A 21,133-nucleotide genomic window follows, 5' to 3' on the forward strand; every position below is an offset into this window, starting at 1 on the left:
CTCGCTAGATGAAAGGGGTCTTTGGCCAGTATTGCGACGCAAAATCGGGGACGACAAGCGAACATAATTCGCTATGTCAGTCCCGGATCGCAGTTTGCTGTCAGGTCAGTTTCGCCAGGCACGCTTCGAGGATGTCCAGACCTTCCTCCAGCACGGCAGCCTCGGTGGTCAGTGGCGCCAGCAACCGGATGATGTGGCGCGACTTGCCGCTGGGCATCAGCAGCAACCCGGCCTCTCGCGCCAGGGCCAGCAGTTGCGTCAGCTGCGCCGGGGCCGGTGTGCCGTCGGCATGGGCCAATTCGATGCCACGCATGGCGCCGACGCCGGTCAGTCGCCCGAGAAAGGGCGAAGTCTTGTTGGCGCGCCAGGAGTGGTAACGGCTGACGATTGCTTCTTCCTGCTGCGAGCCCCAGGCATGCAGGTTGGCATCGGTCATTTCGTCGAGTGTCGCCAATGCGGCAGCGCAGGCAATCGGATTGCCTGAGTAAGTGCCGCCCAGTCCGCCCTTGGGCAAGGTGTCGAGCAACGACTTGCGCCCGACCACCGCACCGAGCGGCACACCGCCAGCAATGCTTTTGCCGAGCAGGATCAGGTCCGGCTCGATTCCCAAACGCGAAAACGCAAAACGCTGACCGGTGCGGCCGAACCCGGACTGGATTTCATCGGCGATCAACAGGATGTTTTTTTCATCGCACAAGCGTCGCAGCGCCTGAGCGAACTCGACGTCCATGGCCAGGAAGCCCGCTTCGCCCTGCACCGGTTCAACGATAAAGCACGCTACGTCGTCGACATCGATTTCGACACTGAACAGTCGATCCATCGCCTTCAGCGCTTCGGCGCAGGTCACGCCGTTGTCTTCGCTGGGGAAGGGCAGGTGGTACACCGGACCGGGCAGTACGCCGACTTTCTGTTTGTAGGGCGCGACTTTGCCGTTCAGGTTGAGCGTGGCGAGCGTGCGTCCGTGAAAGGCGCCGTCGAAGGCAATGACCGCCGTGCGACCGGTCGCGCCACGGACGATCTTCAACGCATTTTCCGCCGCTTCCGCGCCGCTGTTGGTGAGCATGCCACTGACCGGGTAATCCACCGGAATAAACGCAGCCAGGCGATCCATGAAGTCGAGATAGGGTACGTGCGGCGCCGCGTTGAACGCGTAGTGGGTCAGCCGGGTGGCTTGTTCGCGAATGGCCTCGACGATGCGCGGGTGGCAATGGCCGAGGTTCAACACGCCGATGCCGCCGACAAAATCGATATAGCGTTTGCCGTCGATGTCCCAGACCTCGGCGTTTTTGCCGTGGCTGAGCGTGACAGGATGAACGATGTTGATCGACCGGCTGATGGATTCGCTGCTCATGGATGACCGACTCTGAAGAAGGGAGGCTTCTTTTTATCTAAGCCGCGAGCAGCGGTGCCCGGCAAACGAAATAAAGTGGGCGGGTCAATCTTAAAAGTCGGGATGTGTGCTGGGCAGGTAAAACGCAACCTGTGGCGAGGGAGCTTGCTCCCGCTGGGTCGCGCAGCGGCCCCAAAAAATAGGGACAGCTACGCAGTCCAGCGGGAGCAAGCTCCCTCGCCACAGGTTTTTTGCGGGATTTGATCAGCGGCGTGTCAGGGGGCGCTGGGTGAACTTCACACCGGCCAGACCGTGGGCAATCAACGCACGAATATTTCCGTGATCGCTGCCTTCAGGCGTCGCCACGACAGAACGGTAATGCTCGCCAAACGCCAACAGCGCTTCTTCATCGCTCAGGCCTTCCAGCAACGCCAGACCCAGAGTCTTGCACGAACCTTCGTTCTGCCCGGCCGCATTGTCCACACCGCCGTTGTTGAAGGCCTGAGGCTGGTAATCGTAGCCCGCGGCGATGAACGCGAGGGTGTCGGCAAAAACGTGTTCGCCGCTCTTGAGGCTGGCGCGCAGGGTGTTCAAATCACTCATTGGGTTTTCCTTTGGCGAACGCCGCTTGTTGTTCGGCGCTGGCTTCTTGCTGGTATTGGGCTTTCCACTCGGCGTACGGCATGCCGTAGACCACTTCGCGGGCATCATCGAGGCTGACCTCGATCTGGCGCTCATCTGCCGCGGCCTTGTACCACTTGGACAGGCAGTTGCGGCAGAAACCCGAGAGGTTCATCAGGTCGATGTTCTGCACATCCTTGCGGCTGTCCAGGTGCGCGACCAGCCGGCGGAAAGCGGCGGCTTCAAGTTCGAGGCGTTGTTGATCGTTCATGGCGGGCTCTGTGCAATCGAATCGTGGCGCGGATGATAAAAGCCTGGCGCACGATGCGCCAGACGCGGTCAGCGGCTTGCGGCGAGGGTGATCGACACCGACTCGGCGAAACGCAAGGCGTGGGGCTTGTCGACTTCGACTTCGGCGTACAGCACCGATTCATTCGCCATGACCAGGTCGAGAATTTCCTGGGTCAGTCGCTCAAGCAGGGCGAAGCGATTGCCTTCGACGTGGGCGATGATCGCTTTGGTGATGGTCCGGTAATTGAGCGCGTGATCGATGTCGTTGTCACGCACGGCTTCCTGAGCGGCATACAGGATGGTCAGGTTGATCAGCACATCCTGCTTGTTGAGGATTTCATCCTCGTTGATCCCGATGAATGTCCGCAGGCACAGGTCCTTGACCCGGATGCGTGCCATTCCTGGTTGAAGTTGTGGCATTGCTACTTGCTCCGTCCAATCAATTGCAGGAACTCCTGACGGGTGTTGCTCGACTCGCGGAAGGCGCCGAGCATCACCGAGGTGTTCATGGTCGAATTCTGTTTCTCGACGCCGCGCATCATCATGCACATGTGCTGTGCTTCGATGACCACCGCGACGCCCGCGGCACCGGTCACCTGTTGCACCGCGTCGGCGATTTGCCGGGTGAGGTTTTCCTGGATTTGCAGACGACGGGCGAACATGTCCACCAACCGTGCAATCTTCGACAGACCCAGCACTTTACCCGTTGGAATATAAGCCACATGCGCCTTGCCGATGAAGGGCAACAGGTGATGTTCACACAGCGAATACAGCTCGATGTTGTCGACAATGATCATTTCATCGTTGTCGGAGGCGAACAACGCGCCGTTGACGATTTCTTCGACACACTGTTCATAACCGTGACACAGGTACTGCATGGCTTTGGCCGCACGCAGCGGTGTATCGAGCAAGCCTTCGCGGTCGGGATTTTCGCCGAGGCCGATGAGGATCTCGCGATAGTTCTGGGACAGGGATAACGTCATGGAACATCCTCGCGGGGCGATCTATTTGAGGTGCCGTCCGCCGTTGACGGTCAGGGTCGTGCCGGTGACATAAGGGTTGTCGAGCAAATAACGCAGGCTCTGGTAGATCACTTCGCTGCCGGGTTCGATGCCCAGCGCGGACTTGGCCAGGACCTTGGTGCGATAGGCTTCATCGTCGTCGGGGTTAAACAGTAGCAGGGCTGGGGCGATGCCGTTGACCTTGATGTCCGGTGCGTACTTCGCGGCGAAGGACAACGTGAGGCTGTCGAGCCCGGCTTTACTCGCGCAGTAGCCGATGTGTTTACTGCTGCCCTTGCGGGTGACGTCATCGCTGATGTGCACGATGTCGGCGGGGCTCGAGCGTAGCAGCAAGTCGGCGCAGTGCAGGTTGATCAGGTAGGGCGCCAGCATGTGCACGCTGAACAGGCGGGTGAAGGCAGCGGCGTCGGTTTCCGGCGTTTCGGCCAACCATTCGGAGGCGTTATGGATGATCGCGCGCAGGTGGTCAGTGTGGTTTTTCAGTTCGCTGATGAACGCGAAGATCCCGGCTTCGGTGGAAAAGTCCCCGAATACCGCCGTCGCCCCCAAGTCGCGCAACGCCTGTACGCCGGGGCGTTCAGTGCGATAGCTGAAGATCACGGCATGGCCGTCTTCGAGCAAACGCTGCGCACAGTGCAGGCCGACACGCTGGCCGGCACCGGTAATGAGGATCGGGGCGGATGAAGAAGTCATGAACGGCTCGCGTCGCGGTAAGAGCAAAACTATACCAGCGACGGGAGCGGTGTACCTATCGTGGAGCCTCCTTTGTGCGAGCGAGCTTTTGTGGCGAGGGAGCTTGCTCGCGCTGGGCTGCGTAGCGGCCCCCTGTCGTGAGCGCTGCGCATTCCAGCGGGAGCAAGCTCCCTCGCCACAAAAAGCTCGCGCCCACAGGAGGATTGTTAGTGGTTTAGAGTCGAGGCATCGGCGGGCACCGGACGCGCGGGAGTGCTGTTCAGCCAGCCTGCAAGGATTCGGGTCGACAGCGGAATGAAGAAGTAGACCATCAACGGCGTCAGGCACAGCGTGCTGATCAACACCCGAGGCAGCAGGCTCATTTCGCCGAGCAGCGGCCCCAGTACAACGTTGAACATCAGCGACACCGGGAAGAACGCCAGCCAGATCGCCACGGCCTGTTTCCAGCGAGGGGGACGTTGGCCGGCAGCGCCGAACCAGCCTTCGATGCCGCTCACCCGGTGTTCTGTCTTGTGCGCAAACAGGTCGCTGCCGCGTGCAAGCCAAGCGGTACGCGAGGCGGAATGCTCCCAGGCGTGCATCGTCTGCTCGTTGGCGAAGCGGAAAATAATCTGGAATTCGTCATCCTCGGGCGGCGGGGCGAGCACGCCTGAGCCGAGATAACCCTGGAAGTCGGTGGCCAGTTGTTCGCCTTCGCGCAACCAGGCCATCAGGTCCTGATAACGCCCATCGGCGACGCGGCGCGCAACCATCAGCGTGACGGGTGGGGTAGACATTGTGTATCTCCGTATGGACTAACGCGTCACTCCGGGTAGGAGTTTCGCCAGGCGCAGCGCCGGGGTGGTGGGCTGCGTCTCGGAACAAGCAAGGATTATTCCGATTCTACAGGTTGTGCCCCTGATAATCGTTGTTCATCTATGTGTTGAATGATCATGGGGCAACCGAGTTAGAATGGGATCCAATCCTTGCAAGGACGTTGACCTGCCTTATGCCTGTTCTGACTGACGATGTCGCTGGTACTCAGACCTCTGTTCCGCTTGAACAGGAAGAGCTGTTTCCGATTCGCGAGGTGTCTCGGCTGACAGGCGTCAACCCGGTCACGTTGCGGGCATGGGAGCGCCGTTATGGTCTGATCCAGCCCAAGCGCACCGAAAGCGGGCATCGCTTGTACGCGGTGGCCGATATCGAGCGGGTCCACAGTATCCTTGGCTGGATCGACCGCGGCGTTGCCGTCAGCAAGGTCGCCAAGATCCTGGCCAGGACCGCGCCGCTTCAGGCGCTGGCGCACCTCATCCCCAATGAACTGGTGCAAGCGGATTACGCGCAGTGGCAGGAACAGGTCAAAGTCGCCGTCAGTGCGTTTGATGAGGTGCAACTGGAGCAGGTTTATGGGCAGATTTTTTCCAGTTATCCCCTGACGGTGGCGTTCCAGGACATTCTGATTCCGCTCTGGCAGCAATTGCTGCAACGCCATGAAGGGTTCGGTCAGACAAGCGAGTGGCTATTCCTGGATGGCTTTCTGCGTTCTCGCGTGTTGCAGCGTCTGCTGTTGGTACGTGTCATGCAGCCGCGCCGCGTGATTGTCGCTGCCCTTAACGATCAATGTCGCGAGCTGGAAGTGCTGCTCACGGCGCTGTTTCTGAGCAGTGTCGATTCGGCGATTCAAGTGCTGGCGCTCGGACAGCCCTTCGACGAATTGACCCTGATCTGCGAAAGAGTCAAGCCACAGGCGTTGGTGCTGGTGTCCAGTCATGCTCCTGCCCCTGAGCTGCCGCGGCGTTTGAACCGGCTGGCCATGAGCCTGGATTGCCAGTTGATGCTCGCCGGCGATGCGTCGGATCTGGCGCAAGAGAGCCTGAACGGCTCGTCCATTGGTTGTCTGGGGAGCGAGGGAATGGTGATGCGCCAGCGTCTGAAACAGTTCCTGGCAGGCAACCTGGATACCTGAATCAGAGGTGCAGGGCGGGATGCGTCAGCCGATGCTGCTGAAGGATGTACTGGCGCAGGCGCTCGGTTTCGTCGGTGTCGCTCTGGCTCAACTGATACGCGTAGAAACCGTTATCGGTTTCCTTCTCGAAGGTGCCGCGCATCGCGATCCGCTCATAGCCTGAAGGGCTGAACCACAACGCGAAATGTTTGGGTGGTTTGGTCTTGTTGCGGACTTCCAGAAGGACGCCCTTGAACGACACCTCGTGCACCCACATCGTACCCGGCTGGCCACTGGCATTTTCCAGCGCGACCGGCTCGTCGAGTACCAGGCGCCATGGCCGGACCATCGGCCCGTCTTCATAGATGCTGGGGACGCCGAGGCGCAAATGCAGCGCATGAAACTCGTCTTCCACCAGATGCAGCGGGAAGGTCATTTGCTGATTTTCGAAATTGGCCTGGATGGTGACTTGCTCATGTGCGGCAAGGCGCGTGAGCAAGTCACGGATTTGCGAACCACCGTTGACGAGCAGGCTCGACGTCGCATCCCGCACATTGAGTTGCGGGTTGTGTTGCATGGTCTGGATGAAATCCAGCTCATCCTGGGTCAGGAGTGCGTCGCGTTGCATGATCTGCTCGAATGAAATAGTTACAAAGTCACCGGTGATTGTAGTTAATGACAATCAATTCTTGGATTTGTTTTCGCCGTTCGTCGCTTTTAGCGCGGCTAGCTCTTTTTCAAGCTCGGCGACTTGCGCCTCCAACTGTGTAACCCGCTGCTGCGCCTTGACCTGAACAGTCACGTCTTTTTGCACGCCGACAAAATAAGTCTGGCCGTCGCTCGGGTTTTTCACCGTCGAAAGCGACAGCTCATTCCAGAAGGGGGTGCCGTCCTTGCGGTAATTTCGCAGGATTTCCCGGCAGGAGCCGCCGCTGTCCAGCGCCTCGCGAATCAACTGCAGTGCGTCCTGATCGCGGTCGCCTGACTGCAGGAAGCGGCAATCCTGGTAGAGGATTTCTTCGCTGGTGTAACCGGTCAGGCGTTCGAATGCCGGGTTGACGTAAATCAGAATGTTGTCTTGCTCGCCTTCTTTTTCGGCGATCACGATGCCGTCATTGGAGGCGTTGATGACCATTTGAAGCAATTGCGCGTTGATCATTGAAGAATCCCTTCCTGATTGATTGACGTTCTGCATTCTAAAAGAACAATGAGGTCTGTGCTGTTAATATCCCGGTCTTTTAAGCTTCAGGATCAGATTGATGAAAGTCGCCATCCTTTCCGGCTCGGTGTACGGCACGGCTGAAGAAGTCGCCCGCCACGCCGCGAACATTTTGAAAACTGCGGGATTCGAAACCTTTCACAACCCGCGTGCGAGCCTCGCCGATGTTCAGGCATTCGGCCCCGATGTCTTTCTGGCGGTGACGTCGACCACCGGCATGGGTGAACTGCCGGACAACCTGCAACCCCTGTATTTCGCCATTCGCGATCAGTTGCCAGCGGCCTGGCGTGGTTTGCCCGGTGCTGTCATCGGTCTGGGTGATGCGAGCTATGGCGACACGTTCTGCGGCGGCGGCGAACTGATGCGTGAACTGTTCGGCGAACTGGGCATCCGCGAAGTGCTGCCGATGCTGCGCCTGGATGCCAGCGAAAGCGTTACACCGGAAACCGATGCCGAGCCTTGGCTGGCGGAACTGGTCACGGCCCTGCGCGGCTGACTGGCCGTTCGCCCAGCCTTACAAGGCTCGGATTTTATGACGGTGAGGAGGGGGCGTTGTAGAGGCTCGCTGCGCCTTTGCTGGCGTCGGTACCTTGACATGGATCCATGCTTGTTCGCGCACTGACTCGTTAGGCCATCAAGCTGGCTGCCAATGCAACTACGCGAACCTCGAGGGCTGACTAGACTCGGTAGTCATTGGAAACACTCCATAATAAAAAAACGAGGTTCCCTGCCGTGAGCGTAGCCCCCCTCCAATCGTCCCCCAGCGTCAAAGACCAGGTCAGCGCCGCCGAGTGGCAGACCCGCGTCGATCTGGCGGCCTGTTATCGCCTGGTCGCCCTGCACGGTTGGGATGATCTGATTTTCACCCACATTTCCGCGAAGGTGCCCGGCACCGAAGACTTCCTGATCAACCCGTTCGGGCTGATGTTTCACGAGATCACGGCGTCGAGCCTGGTGAAGGTCGATCAGGCCGGCAACAAGCTGATGGACAGCCCTTACGAGATCAACCCGGCGGGGTACACCATCCACAGCGCCGTGCATGAAGTACGTCACGACGTGGTGTGCGTGCTGCATACCCATACGGCCTCAGGCGTTGCGGTTTCGGCGCAGAAGCAAGGCGTTCTGCCAATCAGCCAGCAGTCGTTGTTTGTCCTGTCCAGCCTGGCCTACCACGCCTACGAAGGCGTAGCGCTGAACCATGAAGAGAAGGCGCGGTTGCAAGCCGACCTCGGTGAAAACAATTTCCTGATGCTGCACAACCACGGCCTGCTGACCTGTGGCGGCACCATTGCCGATACGTTCCTGATGATGTTCACCTTTCAGCGCGCCTGCGATATCCAGGTGATGGCGCAGAACGGTGGCGCGGAACTGATCGCCATCGAACCGCAGATTCTGGCGGGCGCCAAGGCGATGATCGCGGGTGTCACCAAAAGTGCACAAGGCATGGGCGGCGCACTGGCCTGGCCAGCGTTGCTGCGCAAACTCGATCAACAAGACCCGGGTTATAAATTCTGATGCCACTTGCCGAGATCCCTCTGTGTGTCTGGCGCAAACGCGGCCAGACGTTCGTGTTCCGTGGCCAGAACCTCCGTTACTGGACGGCGGGGCAGGGTGAGCCGCTGTTGCTCATCCATGGCTTTCCGACTGCCAGTTGGGACTGGCATTACCTGTGGCAGCCGCTGGCCCAGCGCTATCGGCTGATCGCCTGCGACATGCTTGGCTTCGGCGATTCCGCCAAACCGGTGAACCACGAATACAGCCTGCTGGATCAAGCCGATCTGCAACAGGCATTGCTGGCGCATTTGAATGTCGAACAGCCGGTGCACGTGCTGGCCCACGATTATGGCGACAGCGTGGCACAGGAACTGCTGGCCCGGCATTATGAATCGCGCATTCATCTTGCCAGCTGCGTGTTCCTCAATGGCGGCCTGTTTCCGGAAGCCCACCGCCCGGTACTCATGCAAAAACTGTTGCTCAGCCCGCTGGGCTGGATGATCGGCCGAGCCTTTTCCCGGGATGCGCTGGTGAAGAGTTTCCGGCAGATCTTCGGGCCGCAGAGCCGTCCTAGCGAGAGTGAGATGGATGACTTCTGGAGCCTGGTGGACAGCAATCACGGGCCCCGGATCATGCACAAGCTGATTGCCTACATTCCCGAACGTCGGGTCCAGCGCGAGCGTTGGGTCAGCGCGATGCAGCGCGGTGAGGTGCCGTTGCGGGTGATCGATGGCGAGGCCGATCCGATTTCGGGCCGGCACATGGTCGAGCGCTATCGGGAGTTGATCCCTGAGCCGGATACCGTGCTGTTGCCCGGCATCGGCCACTATCCGCAGACGGAAGCGCCCGCGCAGGTGCTGAAACACTATCTGGCGTTTCGCGACCGGTTGATTTCGCTGCCGTTGAAGGCGGCCTGCTCGTGAGTCAGGTCTGAAAAGATCGCAGCCTCGTTTCACTCGACAGCTCCTACACAGCGATCCAAATGTGGGAGCTGTCGAGTGAAACGAGGCTGCGATCTTTCCCCTATCACCCCATTCCCCAGCGTCATCATCCCCCAGCCTTATCGCGCACCATTCAGCCTCCCCCGTGTTTATTGTGACCCGCGGCGCCTTGCCTGACACTCGGACTCATTGTCCCTTGGCCTGCTGGAGTTCCCCCAATGAATGAGCCTGTGCGCTTCGAAGATAAAGTCGTGATCATCACGGGAGCCGGTGGCGGCCTCGGGCGTGCCCATGCGCTGCTGTTCGCGAAACAGGGCGCGAAGGTGCTGGTCAACGACCTTGGCGGCTCGGCCCAAGGCGAAGGCGCCAACGCATCTGCGGCAGACCGTGTCGTGGCTGAGATCCGCGAGGCCGGTGGCACCGCCGAGGCCAACCATGACTCCGTCACCGAGGGTGACAAACTGGTGCAACACGCCCTCGACGCCTTTGGCCGTGTCGACGTAGTGGTCAACAACGCCGGGATCCTGCGGGACAAGACCTTCCACAAAATGGACGACGCCGATTGGGACGTGGTTTACCGCGTCCACGTCGAAGGCGCCTACAAAGTGACCCGCGCCGCGTGGCCGCACCTGCGCGAGCAAAACTATGGTCGTGTGATCTTCACGGCGTCGACCTCGGGCATCTACGGCAACTTCGGCCAGTCCAACTACGGCATGGCCAAGCTCGGCCTCTACGGCCTGACCCGCACGCTGGCTATCGAAGGCCGCAAAAACAACATCCTGGTCAACGCCATCGCCCCCACCGGCGGCACCCGCATGACCGAAGGCCTGATTCCGCCGCAAGTGTTCGAGCAACTCAAGCCGGAGCTGGTCAGCCCGCTGGTGGTGTACCTCGCAAGCGAAAACTGCCAGGAAACGTCCGGGTTGTTTGAGGTCGGCGGCGGCTGGATGGGCAAGGTGCGCTGGGAGCGTAGCCTGGGTGCAGGGTTCGATCCACGGGTCGGTTTTTCTCCGGAAGACGTCGCGGCGCACTGGCAGCAGATCTGTGATTTCGAAGGCGCGGCGCATCCGAAGGACAACATTGAAGCGCTGAAGGAAATGATGGGGAATTTGCAGAAGTACGCGCTCTGATTCCTTCGCTTTCGCCAGGGCTCGCCTGAGACCTGCCATCCCTCAAAAAACCATCGCCCATAAAAAAGGCCGCTGCAAACGCAGCGGCCAAGGTAAGACGTTGGATCAAGGAGCTACAAATCAACGTCAGTGAACACGGGGCGATGAGTCGAAACCTTCGATTCATCTGAAATCTGTCGCCAATGGGCGCGAGCTGATCACACGCTATCGCTGTGTGTCGTCAGGCCGTTTGCTGTGAAAGCCCGCGAAGAATAAGCGCTTGAACCGAAAGGAAAAATAGCGATTCTGAACATGCAGTGTTGCAGTCCGGGTAACAGTCTGGCGTTCATGCATCCGGCTGATGAGCCTCCATCCACTTCATCCATACCTCGCGCATCACTCCACGCGGCAAGGCCATTCATCCTTTAGAGGTACACAACGAATACCTCCTTCGTGCGCTTATCGCTCCCGAGCTGCGGCAGTAGGGTGGGGCCTTCTGTCACTCACCGGGGAAGACGCATGACAAAAACAACAATGCGCGCCATCTTCACACCGCAGGCGCTGGCCGCTGCGGTTGCCTTGGGTTGCTGTGCCCAGGCGCAGGCCGTTTCATTCAACATTGGCGAAATCGAGGGGACATTCGACTCCTCGCTGTCCGTCGGCGCGAGTTGGGGCATGCGTGATGCCGACAGGTCGCTGGTGGGCACCGTCAACGGCGGGACCGGCCAGGCGTCCACCGGTGACGACGGGCGGCTGAACTTCAAGAAGGGCGAAACCTTCTCGAAGATCTTCAAGGGTATTCACGACCTGGAGCTGAAGTACGGTGACACCGGGGTGTTCGTCCGTGGCAAGTATTGGTACGACTTCGAATTGAAGGACGAAGACCGCGAGTTCAAACCGATCAGCGACCACAATCGCAAGGAGGGCTCCAAGTCTTCCGGTGCGCAGATCCTCGATGCGTTCGTCTATCACAACTACTCCATCGCCGATTTGCCGGGCACTGTGCGCGCCGGCAAACAGGTGGTCAGTTGGGGCGAAAGTACCTTCATCGGCAACTCGATCAACAGCATCAACCCGGTCGACGTTTCAGCGTTCCGCCGTCCTGGTGCGGAGATCAAGGAAGGCCTGATTCCGGTGAACATGCTGTTCGCTTCTCAGGGGCTGACCGACAAAATGACGGTGGAAGGTTTCTATCAACTGGAGTGGGACCAGACCGTTCTCGACAACTGCGGCACCTTCTTCGGCGGGGACGTGGCGGCAGACGGCTGCACCACAGGCTATACAGTCGCCAGCCCGGCGATTGCGCCGTTGCAACCGATCGCTGCCGCTTTTGGCCAAGGGTTCCAGGTCGGCAGGGAAGGCGTGATCGTACCTCGTGGCGGCGACCGCGATGCCCGCGACTCCGGGCAATGGGGCACCGCGTTGCGCTGGCTGGGCGACGACACCGAGTACGGCCTGTACTTCATGAACTACCACAGCCGCACGCCGAACGTCGGCACCACCACCGCCGGGCTGGGAACGCTTGCACGGATTCCGGCCATCGTCGGTACCGCCAACGCCATTGCCCCCGGCACCGGTTCGGCGCTGGCCCAGAGTGTGATGCTCGGTCGTGGCCAGTATTACCTCGAATATCCGGAAGACATCCGTCTCTACGGCGCGAGCTTCTCTACCACCTTGCCCACCGGCACCGCATGGACCGGCGAGATCAGCTATCGCCCCAACTTGCCGGTGCAGGTCAACAGCACCGATCTGACACTGGCCATGCTCAACCCGATTGCCGGCGGCGCGGCCTCGCCGATCGCCACGACGCCCGGCGCGGACAACAAAGGCTATCGCCGCAAGGAAGTGACGCAGATCCAGAGCACCCTGACGCACTTCATCGATCAGGTCGCGGGGGCGGACCGTCTGACGTTGGTGGGTGAAGCGGCCGTTGTTCACGTCGGCGGGCTGGAGGACAAAAGCAAGCTGCGTTATGGCCGCGATTCGGTCTACGGACAGTACGGTTTCCGTGGCGATACCGACGGTTTCGTCACCTCGACGTCCTGGGGCTACCGCGCCCGCGCAATCCTTGATTACAACAACGTCATCGCCGGGATCAATTTCAAACCCAACCTGTCGTGGTCCCACGATGTCGCCGGTTACGGCCCCAACGGTCTGTTCAACGAAGGCGCCAAGGCGATCAGCGTCGGCGTCGATGCGGACTATCGCAACACCTATACCGCGAGCTTGAGTTACACCGACTTCTTCGGCGGTGACTACAACACTCTGGAAGATCGCGACTTCCTGGCGCTGAGCTTTGGCGTGAACTTCTGATCTGGCTGAGAAGGATGATTTCAATGCGCAAAATGATTCTGCAATGCAGCGTTCTGGCTCTGAGCCTGTTGGCCGTCGATGTAATGGCCGCAGTGTCGCCGGAAGAAGCCAACAAACTCGGCACCAGCCTGACGCCACTGGGCGGTGAAAAGGCTGGCAATGCCGACGGTTCGATTCCGGCCTGGACCGGCGGCCTGCCGAAAAACGCCGGTGCGGTGGACAGCAAAGGTTTCCTCGCCGACCCGTTCGCCAATGAAAAGCCGCTGTTCACCATCACCGCAGCAACCGTCGACAAGTACAAAGACAAACTCTCCGACGGTCAGATTGCGATGTTCAAGCGCTACCCGGAGACCTACAAGATCCCGGTCTACCCGACCCATCGTACGGTGGCCTTGCCAGCGGACATCTACGAGTCGGCCAAGCGCAGCGCGCTGAACGTGACGCCGATCAACGACGGCAATGGCCTGGCCAATTTCACCGGCAATCGCTACTACGCGTTTCCGATTCCGAAGAACGGCGTCGAGGTCATCTGGAACCATGTCACCCGTTATCACGGTGGCAATTTGCGTCGCACCATCACCCAGGCCACGCCGCAATCCAATGGCGACTTCACGGTGATCCGTTTCAAGGATGAGGTCGCGGTGCCTTCGCTGCTGGGGGATTTGAAACCGGGCAGCGACGAGAACGTCCTCAGCTATTTCAAACAGGAAGTGACCGCACCGGCGCGGCTGGCGGGGAACGTGCTGCTGGTTCACGAGACGCTCGATCAGGTCAAGGAACCGCGCAAGGCCTGGATCTACAACGCCGGCCAGCGTCGCGTGCGGCGTGCACCGCAAGTAGCCTATGACGGCGTCGGTACATCGTCCGACGGGTTGCGCACCACTGACAACTTCGACATGTTTTCCGGCGCACCGGATCGCTACGACTGGAAGCTGATCGGCAAGAAGGAAATGTACATCCCTTACAACAGCTACAAGCTTGACTCGCCCAACCTCAAGTACACCGATGTGATCAAGGCCGGGCACATCAATCAGGACCTGACACGTTACGAGTTGCACCGGGTCTGGGAGGTCGTCGCCACGGTCAAGCCCAACGAACGGCACGTGTATGCCAAGCGGCACATGTACATCGACGAAGACAGTTGGCAGGTGGCGCTGGCGGATCACTACGACGGTCGCGGCCAGCTCTGGCGTGTCGCCGAAGGGCATGCCCAGTTCTACTACGATCACCAGGTGCCGGCCTATACCGTTGAAGCGCTGTATGACCTGATTGCCGGTCGCTACATCGCACTGGGGATGAAGAACGAAGAGAAGCGCAGCTTCGAATTCGGTATTGATGCCAAGGCAGGTGACTACACGCCGGCAGCGCTGCGGAGTACAGGGGTAAGGTAATCATTCCTACAGCCCCTACGGAAAAAGGTGACTTTGCGGTCACCTTTTTTATAGGTGTCGATCAGCGTGTTGAATACTTCTTCAACAAGTCGTATGGGGAGGACTAGGGTGGCGCCACAATTATAAAAAGGCGCACCACTATGACTGCCATGGCCCCGTGTCTGGACCGTACTGGACTCTTGCCCCGCTTGTCTTCCCATCACCTGACTCGCGAGCGGTTGATCGAGCCGTTACTGGCCTCGACAGCGCGGGTGAAACTGCTCTGTGCGCCGGCCGGCAGTGGCAAGAGTGCGCTGCTCATCGAATGCCTGCTGCGGGCGCCCGAACCGTGTCACGTCTGTTGGCTGCCATTGGCGGGTGCGTCATTGAGTGTCGGCGAGTTTCTTCAGCGGCTGGCTCGGGCGTTGGGATCGAGCTCAGCGGACGAACAAGGATTGCTGGCGTATCTGGCGCAATTGCAAACGCCGACCTGGGTCTGCCTGGATGACTATTGCCGCACACCCGACCCGGAGCTGGATCTTTTGCTCGACCGGCTATTGGCGATCAGTAACCCGGTGATTACCTGGTGGCTGAGTGGTCGCCGCCGCCCTCCCTGCAATTGGCCACGCCTGTTGCTCGCCGACGAACTGTACGACTGCGAGCGCGCCACGCTGGCTTTCACTCAAACTGAAATCGCCCGACTGTTGCATCACCTGGAGCCGGAGCAGGCCGCCAAGCGTGCCAGCAGGATCGTCGAACTGAGCGGCGGCTGGTGCGCGGGTGTGCGGATTGCGTTGCTGCAAAAATGCGACGGGTCGCGCAACGAGCCGCTGCATGCTCGGCCGGACACGCTGCACGATTACCTTGAGCACGAACTGTTCAGCATTCTGACCCCGGAGCTCACGGAAGCCTGGCGGGTGCTCGCCCATCTGCCGCGTTTCAATGCCCGGCTGTGCGACCACCTGTTCGGTGCGGGGGAGGGCGCGCAGTACCTGAATACGTTGCAGGCGTTGGGTTGCTTTATCGAGCCCTGGCAGGACTCGACAGACTGGCTGCAGATTTTCGCGCCACTCACGCATTTGATGCGCGAAGAACAATGGCCGGAGGGACGCTCCTGGCATCGCCGCGCCTGTCAGTGGTTCGCCGCTGAACTGGACTGGAAAGCCGCATTTGAACAGGCCTTGCTGGCGCAAGAGTTCGAAGTTGCGGTCAGCCTGTTGCAGCATTTCAGTTTCGAGCACCTGTTCGAGGAGCAGACAGTGGTGCTGTTGTTGCGTCTGCATGAACGGCAAGGCGAGGAGCTTACGCTGAGCTCGCCGCAACTGGTGGGGCTGATCACCGCAGCGTTGCTGTTCGCCGGGCGGTTCGAGCAGGCGGGCGAATGCATCGAGCACTTGTCGCGCTTCATGCCTCAGCCGTCGGCGCTCCAGCAACAGCAACTGATCGCGCGCTGGCAAGCCTTGCAGGGTTGGCTCTTGCATTTGCAGGGGCGCATGGAGCCATCGCGGACGCATTTGCTGGAGGCGCTCAGCGAGCTCGGCCCCCCGCTGTGGGGCGCCCGGCTGATGTGCCTGTCCGGCCTGACCCAGCAAGCGTTGCTGCGGGGCGAGCTTGAGGTGGCGCAGGCCCTCAACCGTGAGGCGTTGTGCCTGGCGCGCGCGCACGATTCGCTGGTGTTCGAAGGGTTGCTGGAGCTCGATCACGCGCAAGTGCTCGAACAACGGGGAGCGCCCGGCAGGGCCGAGCACTTGCTGGCGAACATGAACGATTTGCTTGCCAAGCGGCAACCGCTGGCCGAACCGTTGCTCGGGCGGATTGCCTTGCGTCGCGGGCGTTTGAGCTTGTCTCAGGGACAGGATGCACAAGCGGCCGAGTACTTCGAAAGCGGGCTACAGATGTGCCTGCGCAGTCAGGACAAGCGCGTGCTTTATGGCTTTCTCGGCCTCGCGCAATTGGCCGCCAATCGCCAGGACTACGCCCAGGCCTTTGTCCTGCTGCGTGACGCCGAGCGGTTGATGCAACAGCGGCGGATTCCAGACTCGGTCTACCGCAGTGTCCTGCTGCAAATCAGCTGCCATTTCTGGCTACAGCAGGGCCGCCCGGAATTGGCCCATGAAGCCCTGACCCGGGTGCTGCGCCACTATCATGGTGCCCATGCACGACAGGCTCCGCCGGCGACGCTGGAGCTGATTCCCGGCCTTGAATACCTGCTGGTGCTGACCGAAGTGTATCGCGGGCAGGCGCAAGCCCCTCTGGTGCAGCTCGAGGCCCAGTTGAACTGGGCACGACAACGGGGAATGTCGGGGCTGCAAGCGCAATTGCACCTGGCACTGGCAGAAGTAGCCTGGCTGACGGGCGATACGCCTGCTGCCCGCCAGTCGTTGCAGGAAGGCCTGGCAATGGTCGAGCGTTGTAACCTTCAACAGGCTATTCGCGACTTTCGATTACGCCAGCCACGCTTGCCGGAGGCGATTGGTCGTACTGATTCAGCGCTTACCCCTGAATCGGCGGCTTTGGGCCAGAACCGGTTAAGTCAGCGTGAAATAGAAGTCCTTGAGTTGGTTGCCCTGGGGAACTCCAATCAACAAATAGCCGATCTGTTGTTCATATCGTTACATACAGTTAAAACCCATGCGCGCCGGATTAACGGGAAGTTGGGGGTTGCGCGTAGAACTCAAGCAGTGGCCAAGGCAAAAACGTTGGGTATCGTTGTTTGATGGGTGGTTATATGTTTACGAATGCATACAAGTTTTAGAGTTACTTGTGTTGTTGGAGTGTTTTATAAAGTGGGCGTCGGCCCGTCAATTTGTATTTGTCTTTTTGAATGTATCTTGGCCGATCCCTTATTTATGGAAAGGATGCTGTTTGTGAAAAATTATTTGTTGGAAGAAGTCAGTAAAAAGTTGGCTGAGGTTTTCGGTGATATGAGTATTGCGATCAATGCCGATGAAACCTACCTGAATTCGGTAGTGGTCAACGACGAAGGAAAGCAGGTGGTTGATTATTCCGAGAGCTTGAGCTGGGCGATCATGGAGAAAGTGCAAGAGAATGAACTGCCGGCGTTCAATGATGAGTACGCAGGTGTTTTCTTCAAGCGATGGACTTTTGATAAAAATGATCGAGTGACCGAGTTGGATATCGCCGACCTTAATCAAGCAGGTCGGGTTGTAGTCGAATCCTACCGAAACAAGTAATCGCTCCAGTAGGCGATCAACTTGATTAACCTGTGACGGCGGATGGCTCATATCCCATTCGCCAACTTACGGCCCGCGTCGTCGTCAGCAATCGCTGCGCCGCCGGGCCGTTTTCGTCGGCGTGAAACAATGATGCCGGACCGACGATGGTCATGACCGCCGCCACGTTGCCGACGGCGTTGAAAACAGGTGCCGACAGAGCATCGACGCCCGGCATCAACAAACCATGGACATGATGCAAACCGCGCTCACGGATCTGTTCGCACAGCGCGGCATACGCCTGATCGTCCGCCAGCGCATGGGGAGTAGCGTTGCGCAGTTCCTGCTCGCGCAGGTCCACGGTTTCTCGTTTCGGCAAATAGGCGCCGAACACCAATCCGGTCGACGAGCTGAGCAACGGCAACACCGAGCCCAATTGCGTCACCACCGTCACTGCGCGCACCGCCGGTTCGATATGCACCACGGTCGCGCCTTGATTGCCCCACACCGCCAAAAAACACGTCTCGTTCAATTCATCGCGCAACTCGGCCAGGGGCAGGGCGGCAACTTTGAGCACGTCCATACTGTTGAGTGCGGCCAACCCCACACGCAAGGCCTCGCGACCCAGGCCGTAATGATTGGTGGCGGTGTTCTGCTCGGCAAAACCGCTGGCGATCAAGGCCTGCAAATAGCGGTGGACCTTGCTCGCCGGCATCTGCACGTGCTCGGCCAGGCGCGACAGGGACGTCGACGGTGACAGCTCGGCCAGTGCCTTGAGAATGTCGGTGCCGACCTCGGCCGAGCGGACTTTCTGTTTGTCGTTGTTGCGCGGCGTTTCCATGGAGGCGGTCTGATTCCGGGACGAATGGGCGTCTTTATAGCTTGACGGTCAATACCAATCAAATTACGTTGTGCGTAATCGAATTACGACAAAAATAACCCAGGCGTGCCGGAACCTCTGAAACAGAGTGACAGGCCATTGCCTACTCCCTGTTCAGGAGGCTCCATGAACCTCGATTCAACGGCGCCAGCGCTGGCCTACCAGTCCGGCTTCGGCAACGAATTCAGCAGCGAGGCGTTGCCTGGCGCATTGCCCGTCGGCCAGAATTCCCCGCAGAAGGCGCCATACGGTCTCTACACCGAACTGTTCTCCGGCACTGCATTCACCATGGCCCGCAGCGAAGCGCGGCGCACCTGGATGTACCGCATTCAGCCATCGGCCAATCACCCGGCGTTCGTCAAACTGGATCGGCAACTGGCCGGTGGCCCGTTGGGTGAAGTGACGCCCAATCGCCTGCGCTGGAACCCGTTGGATATTCCGACCGAGCCCACCGACTTCATCGACGGGCTGGTGAGCATGGCGGCCAATTCGGCGGCGGAAAAACCGGCCGGAATCAGCATCTACAGCTACCGCGCCAACCGCTCCATGGAGCGTGTGTTCTTCAACGCCGACGGCGAGCTTTTGCTGGTGCCAGAACAGGGACGGCTGCGCATCGCCACCGAACTGGGCGTGCTGGAACTTGAACCGCTGGAAATCGCCGTGTTGCCGCGCGGTCTGAAATTCCGCGTCGAGCTGCTCGACCCGCAGGCGCGCGGCTACATTGCGGAGAACCACGGCGCGCCGTTGCGCCTGCCGGACCTCGGACCTATCGGCAGCAACGGCCTGGCCAATCCGCGGGACTTCCTGACCCCGGTCGCCCATTACGAAAACCTCCAGCAGCCGACCACCCTGGTGCAAAAATTCCTCGGCCAGTTGTGGGGCTGCGAACTCAATCATTCGCCGCTCAACGTGGTCGCCTGGCACGGCAACAATGTGCCGTACAAGTATGACCTGCGCCGTTTCAACACCATCGGCACGGTCAGCTTCGACCATCCGGACCCGTCGATTTTCACCGTCCTGACCTCGCCGACCAGTGTCCACGGTCTGGCCAATCTGGACTTCGTGATCTTCCCGCCACGCTGGATGGTGGCCGAGAAAACGTTCCGGCCACCGTGGTTCCACCGCAATCTGATGAACGAGTTCATGGGCCTGATCAAGGGCGAGTACGACGCCAAGGCCGAAGGCTTCGTACCCGGTGGCGCGTCGCTGCACAGCTGCATGAGCGCCCACGGCCCGGACGGCGAAACCTGCACCAAAGCGGTCAACGCCGAGCTCGCACCCGCGAAAATCGACAACACCATGGCCTTCATGTTCGAGACCAGCCAGGTGCTGCGCCCAAGCCGATTCGCTCTCGATTGCCCGCAACTGCAAACCAACTACGACGCCTGCTGGGCCACGCTGCCCGCCACTTTCGACCCGACCCGGAGATAACCCATGACTCAGACTTCCATCACTCGTAGCTGGGTTGCCTCTGCCAACGGTCATGCGGATTTCCCGCTGCAAAACCTGCCGCTGGGCGTGTTCAGCGTGAAGGGCTCTGCTCCGCGCAGCGGTGTGGCGATCGGTGACCACATCTTTGATCTGGAGGCGGCACTCGATGCCGGGCTGTTCGACGGCGCGGCAAAAACGGCTGTCGAAGCCACCCGTGGCGGTCAGCTCAATGGGTTTTTCGAGCTGGGCCGTGAGGCTCGCGTCGCCCTGCGTGAACGCTTGATCGAACTGTTCAAGGAAGGCAGCACCCTGCACGGCAAGATCGAAGCCCAAGGCGCGAAACTGCTGCCGCTGGCGGCAAACTGCGAAATGCACCTGCCAGCGAAGATCAACGATTACACCGACTTCTACGTCGGCATCGAGCACGCGCAAAACGTTGGCAAACTGTTCCGTCCCGATAACCCGTTGCTGCCGAACTACAAGTATGTGCCGATTGGTTATCACGGCCGTGCATCGACCATTCGCCCGTCCGGCACCGATGTTCGCCGGCCGAAAGGCCAGACCTTGCCGGCCGGTCAGTCCGAGCCGACCTTTGGCCCGTGCGCACGCCTGGATTACGAACTGGAACTGGGTATCTGGATCGGCCAGGGCAACGAGATGGGTGACGCGATCGCCATCGGCGATGCCGCCGATCACATCGCCGGTTTCTGCTTGCTCAACGACTGGTCGGCCCGGGATATCCAGGCGTGGGAATACCAGCCACTGGGGCCGTTCCTGTCGAAGAGTTTCATCACCAGCATCTCGCCGTGGGTGGTGACGGCCGAAGCGCTTGAGCCGTTCCGTCGTGCGCAACCGGCGCGTCCTGAAGGCGATCCGCAGCCGCTGCCGTACCTGTTCGACAAACGCGATCAAGCCGCTGGCGCCTTCGACATCGAACTGGAAGTGCTGCTGCTCACCGAAGCCATGCGCGAGCAGAACCTACCGGCCCATCGCCTGACCCTGAGCAACACCCGACACATGTACTGGACCGTGGCGCAACTGGTGGCGCATCACAGCGTCAACGGCTGCCAGTTGCAGGCCGGCGACCTGTTCGGTTCGGGCACATTGTCGGGGCCGGAGAACGGTCAGTTCGGCAGTCTGCTGGAAATCACCGAAGGCGGTAAAAAACCGATCGAACTGGCCTCTGGCGAAGTGCGTAAATTCCTCGAGGACGGCGACGAAATCATTCTGCGTGCCCGTTGCAGCCGCGACGGTTTTGCCTCCATCGGTTTCGGCGAGTGCCGCGGCAAAGTGCTGCCGGCGCGTTAAGAGGATCGGGT

21 protein-coding genes are annotated in these 21,133 nt (G+C 59.9%); 11 read left to right on the forward strand and 10 right to left on the reverse strand.

The window, feature by feature from the left end:
* Nucleotides 1-100 precede the first annotated feature (100 nt).
* The 7 genes from ACM1ZW_RS13525 to ACM1ZW_RS13555 all read right to left on the reverse strand — a co-directional run bounded on the left by ACM1ZW_RS13525 (nucleotide 101) and on the right by ACM1ZW_RS13555 (nucleotide 4,733).
* The gene (locus ACM1ZW_RS13525) at nucleotides 101-1,351 is read right to left on the reverse strand and encodes an aspartate aminotransferase family protein (protein ID WP_416740691.1); all 1,251 of its coding nucleotides are present in this window, start codon (nucleotides 1,349-1,351) and stop codon (nucleotides 101-103) included.
* 243 nt (nucleotides 1,352-1,594) lie between these two features.
* Nucleotides 1,595-1,933, reverse strand: coding sequence for a HopJ type III effector protein (locus ACM1ZW_RS13530; RefSeq protein ID WP_414883177.1), 339 nt, complete (start codon nucleotides 1,931-1,933; stop codon nucleotides 1,595-1,597).
* On the reverse strand, nucleotides 1,926-2,222 hold the full coding sequence (locus ACM1ZW_RS13535; RefSeq protein ID WP_017336573.1) for a DUF1244 domain-containing protein: 297 nt from the start codon (nucleotides 2,220-2,222) through the stop codon (nucleotides 1,926-1,928). Before ACM1ZW_RS13535 ends, ACM1ZW_RS13530 begins: the two co-directional genes overlap by 8 nt.
* Nucleotides 2,223-2,290: 68 nt before the next feature.
* A complete protein-coding gene (gene folX, locus ACM1ZW_RS13540) occupies nucleotides 2,291-2,662 on the reverse strand; it encodes a dihydroneopterin triphosphate 2'-epimerase (protein ID WP_008026970.1) in 372 nt (123 codons plus the stop codon).
* 2 nt (nucleotides 2,663-2,664) lie between these two features.
* The gene (folE, locus tag ACM1ZW_RS13545; RefSeq protein WP_017336574.1) at nucleotides 2,665-3,225 is read right to left on the reverse strand and encodes a GTP cyclohydrolase I FolE; all 561 of its coding nucleotides are present in this window, start codon (nucleotides 3,223-3,225) and stop codon (nucleotides 2,665-2,667) included.
* Between the two features lie 21 nt (nucleotides 3,226-3,246).
* Nucleotides 3,247-3,957 (reverse strand): dihydromonapterin reductase, encoded by a 711-nt coding sequence (gene folM / locus ACM1ZW_RS13550; protein WP_017336575.1) that lies wholly within the window; start codon nucleotides 3,955-3,957, stop codon nucleotides 3,247-3,249.
* A 206-nt stretch (nucleotides 3,958-4,163) separates the two neighbouring features.
* Nucleotides 4,164-4,733 (reverse strand): antibiotic biosynthesis monooxygenase, encoded by a 570-nt coding sequence (locus ACM1ZW_RS13555; RefSeq protein WP_414883176.1) that lies wholly within the window; start codon nucleotides 4,731-4,733, stop codon nucleotides 4,164-4,166.
* Nucleotides 4,734-4,945: 212 nt separating this feature from the next.
* Between ACM1ZW_RS13555 and ACM1ZW_RS13560 the strand changes: the two genes are divergently transcribed.
* The gene (locus ACM1ZW_RS13560) at nucleotides 4,946-5,905 is read left to right on the forward strand and encodes a MerR family transcriptional regulator (RefSeq protein WP_017336577.1); all 960 of its coding nucleotides are present in this window, start codon (nucleotides 4,946-4,948) and stop codon (nucleotides 5,903-5,905) included.
* A gap of 1 nt (nucleotide 5,906) precedes the next feature.
* On the opposite strand, the gene ACM1ZW_RS13565 is transcribed toward ACM1ZW_RS13560, so the two are convergent.
* Both ACM1ZW_RS13565 and ACM1ZW_RS13570 read right to left on the reverse strand, forming a co-directional pair.
* Entirely contained in the window at nucleotides 5,907-6,512 is a 606-nt protein-coding gene (locus ACM1ZW_RS13565) for a hypothetical protein (RefSeq protein WP_017336578.1), read from the reverse strand.
* A 54-nt stretch (nucleotides 6,513-6,566) separates the two neighbouring features.
* Nucleotides 6,567-7,043 (reverse strand): PAS domain-containing protein, encoded by a 477-nt coding sequence (locus ACM1ZW_RS13570; protein ID WP_414879382.1) that lies wholly within the window; start codon nucleotides 7,041-7,043, stop codon nucleotides 6,567-6,569.
* A gap of 100 nt (nucleotides 7,044-7,143) precedes the next feature.
* Between ACM1ZW_RS13570 and ACM1ZW_RS13575 the strand changes: the two genes are divergently transcribed.
* The 8 genes from ACM1ZW_RS13575 (at nucleotide 7,144) to ACM1ZW_RS13610 (ending at nucleotide 17,524) form a co-directional block, all read left to right on the forward strand.
* Nucleotides 7,144-7,599 (forward strand): flavodoxin, encoded by a 456-nt coding sequence (locus ACM1ZW_RS13575; RefSeq protein ID WP_416740692.1) that lies wholly within the window; start codon nucleotides 7,144-7,146, stop codon nucleotides 7,597-7,599.
* Between the two features lie 236 nt (nucleotides 7,600-7,835).
* Complete coding sequence (locus ACM1ZW_RS13580; RefSeq protein WP_414883174.1) at nucleotides 7,836-8,618, forward strand: class II aldolase/adducin family protein; 783 nt, start codon at nucleotides 7,836-7,838, stop codon at nucleotides 8,616-8,618.
* Nucleotides 8,618-9,520, forward strand: a complete 903-nt coding sequence (locus ACM1ZW_RS13585) for an alpha/beta fold hydrolase (protein WP_017336582.1) — start codon at nucleotides 8,618-8,620, stop codon at nucleotides 9,518-9,520. The genes ACM1ZW_RS13580 and ACM1ZW_RS13585 overlap by 1 nt, the downstream gene beginning before the upstream one ends.
* Before the next feature lie 236 nt (nucleotides 9,521-9,756).
* Entirely contained in the window at nucleotides 9,757-10,668 is a 912-nt protein-coding gene (locus ACM1ZW_RS13590) for an SDR family oxidoreductase (protein ID WP_414879385.1), read from the forward strand.
* 498 nt (nucleotides 10,669-11,166) lie between these two features.
* Entirely contained in the window at nucleotides 11,167-12,960 is a 1,794-nt protein-coding gene (locus ACM1ZW_RS13595; RefSeq protein ID WP_031318405.1) for a DUF1302 domain-containing protein, read from the forward strand.
* 23 nt (nucleotides 12,961-12,983) lie between these two features.
* Nucleotides 12,984-14,351, forward strand: coding sequence for a DUF1329 domain-containing protein (locus tag ACM1ZW_RS13600; RefSeq protein WP_017336585.1), 1,368 nt, complete (start codon nucleotides 12,984-12,986; stop codon nucleotides 14,349-14,351).
* A 140-nt stretch (nucleotides 14,352-14,491) separates the two neighbouring features.
* On the forward strand, nucleotides 14,492-17,047 hold the full coding sequence (locus ACM1ZW_RS13605) for a LuxR C-terminal-related transcriptional regulator (protein WP_416740693.1): 2,556 nt from the start codon (nucleotides 14,492-14,494) through the stop codon (nucleotides 17,045-17,047).
* Between the two features lie 141 nt (nucleotides 17,048-17,188).
* Nucleotides 17,189-17,524 carry a hypothetical protein gene (locus ACM1ZW_RS13610; RefSeq protein WP_416740815.1) on the forward strand — a complete coding sequence of 112 codons (336 nt, stop codon included), beginning with the start codon at nucleotides 17,189-17,191 and terminating at the stop codon, nucleotides 17,522-17,524.
* Nucleotides 17,525-17,549: 25 nt separating this feature from the next.
* On the opposite strand, the gene ACM1ZW_RS13615 is transcribed toward ACM1ZW_RS13610, so the two are convergent.
* Nucleotides 17,550-18,344 (reverse strand): IclR family transcriptional regulator, encoded by a 795-nt coding sequence (locus tag ACM1ZW_RS13615; RefSeq protein ID WP_414879388.1) that lies wholly within the window; start codon nucleotides 18,342-18,344, stop codon nucleotides 17,550-17,552.
* 165 nt (nucleotides 18,345-18,509) lie between these two features.
* Between ACM1ZW_RS13615 and hmgA the strand changes: the two genes are divergently transcribed.
* Entirely contained in the window at nucleotides 18,510-19,814 is a 1,305-nt protein-coding gene (gene hmgA / locus ACM1ZW_RS13620) for a homogentisate 1,2-dioxygenase (RefSeq protein WP_414879389.1), read from the forward strand.
* A 3-nt stretch (nucleotides 19,815-19,817) separates the two neighbouring features.
* Complete coding sequence (gene fahA, locus ACM1ZW_RS13625) at nucleotides 19,818-21,122, forward strand: fumarylacetoacetase (protein WP_017336590.1); 1,305 nt, start codon at nucleotides 19,818-19,820, stop codon at nucleotides 21,120-21,122.
* Nucleotides 21,123-21,133: the final 11 nt, after the last annotated feature.

This window comes from Pseudomonas sp. NFX71, assembly GCF_048079215.1.
Lineage (GTDB): Bacteria > Pseudomonadota > Gammaproteobacteria > Pseudomonadales > Pseudomonadaceae > Aquipseudomonas > Aquipseudomonas fluorescens_B.

What these genes read in the sequence shown, in the direction of transcription:
- ACM1ZW_RS13525 (WP_416740691.1), bottom strand. Translation starts at nt 1,351, where the DNA reads ATGAGCAGCGAATCCATCAGCCGGTCGATCAACATCGTTCATCCTGTC.
- ACM1ZW_RS13530 (WP_414883177.1), bottom strand. Translation starts at nt 1,933, where the DNA reads ATGAGTGATTTGAACACCCTGCGCGCCAGCCTCAAGAGCGGCGAACAC.
- ACM1ZW_RS13535 (WP_017336573.1), bottom strand. Translation starts at nt 2,222, where the DNA reads ATGAACGATCAACAACGCCTCGAACTTGAAGCCGCCGCTTTCCGCCGG.
- folX (WP_008026970.1), bottom strand. Translation starts at nt 2,662, where the DNA reads ATGCCACAACTTCAACCAGGAATGGCACGCATCCGGGTCAAGGACCTG.
- folE (WP_017336574.1), bottom strand. Translation starts at nt 3,225, where the DNA reads ATGACGTTATCCCTGTCCCAGAACTATCGCGAGATCCTCATCGGCCTC.
- folM (WP_017336575.1), bottom strand. Translation starts at nt 3,957, where the DNA reads ATGACTTCTTCATCCGCCCCGATCCTCATTACCGGTGCCGGCCAGCGT.
- ACM1ZW_RS13555 (WP_414883176.1), bottom strand. Translation starts at nt 4,733, where the DNA reads ATGTCTACCCCACCCGTCACGCTGATGGTTGCGCGCCGCGTCGCCGAT.
- ACM1ZW_RS13560 (WP_017336577.1), top strand. Translation starts at nt 4,946, where the DNA reads ATGCCTGTTCTGACTGACGATGTCGCTGGTACTCAGACCTCTGTTCCG.
- ACM1ZW_RS13565 (WP_017336578.1), bottom strand. Translation starts at nt 6,512, where the DNA reads ATGCAACGCGACGCACTCCTGACCCAGGATGAGCTGGATTTCATCCAG.
- ACM1ZW_RS13570 (WP_414879382.1), bottom strand. Translation starts at nt 7,043, where the DNA reads ATGATCAACGCGCAATTGCTTCAAATGGTCATCAACGCCTCCAATGAC.
- ACM1ZW_RS13575 (WP_416740692.1), top strand. Translation starts at nt 7,144, where the DNA reads ATGAAAGTCGCCATCCTTTCCGGCTCGGTGTACGGCACGGCTGAAGAA.
- ACM1ZW_RS13585 (WP_017336582.1), top strand. Translation starts at nt 8,618, where the DNA reads ATGCCACTTGCCGAGATCCCTCTGTGTGTCTGGCGCAAACGCGGCCAG.
- ACM1ZW_RS13590 (WP_414879385.1), top strand. Translation starts at nt 9,757, where the DNA reads ATGAATGAGCCTGTGCGCTTCGAAGATAAAGTCGTGATCATCACGGGA.
- ACM1ZW_RS13595 (WP_031318405.1), top strand. Translation starts at nt 11,167, where the DNA reads ATGACAAAAACAACAATGCGCGCCATCTTCACACCGCAGGCGCTGGCC.
- ACM1ZW_RS13600 (WP_017336585.1), top strand. Translation starts at nt 12,984, where the DNA reads ATGCGCAAAATGATTCTGCAATGCAGCGTTCTGGCTCTGAGCCTGTTG.
- ACM1ZW_RS13605 (WP_416740693.1), top strand. Translation starts at nt 14,492, where the DNA reads ATGACTGCCATGGCCCCGTGTCTGGACCGTACTGGACTCTTGCCCCGC.
- ACM1ZW_RS13610 (WP_416740815.1), top strand. Translation starts at nt 17,189, where the DNA reads ATGCTGTTTGTGAAAAATTATTTGTTGGAAGAAGTCAGTAAAAAGTTG.
- ACM1ZW_RS13615 (WP_414879388.1), bottom strand. Translation starts at nt 18,344, where the DNA reads ATGGAAACGCCGCGCAACAACGACAAACAGAAAGTCCGCTCGGCCGAG.
- hmgA (WP_414879389.1), top strand. Translation starts at nt 18,510, where the DNA reads ATGAACCTCGATTCAACGGCGCCAGCGCTGGCCTACCAGTCCGGCTTC.
- fahA (WP_017336590.1), top strand. Translation starts at nt 19,818, where the DNA reads ATGACTCAGACTTCCATCACTCGTAGCTGGGTTGCCTCTGCCAACGGT.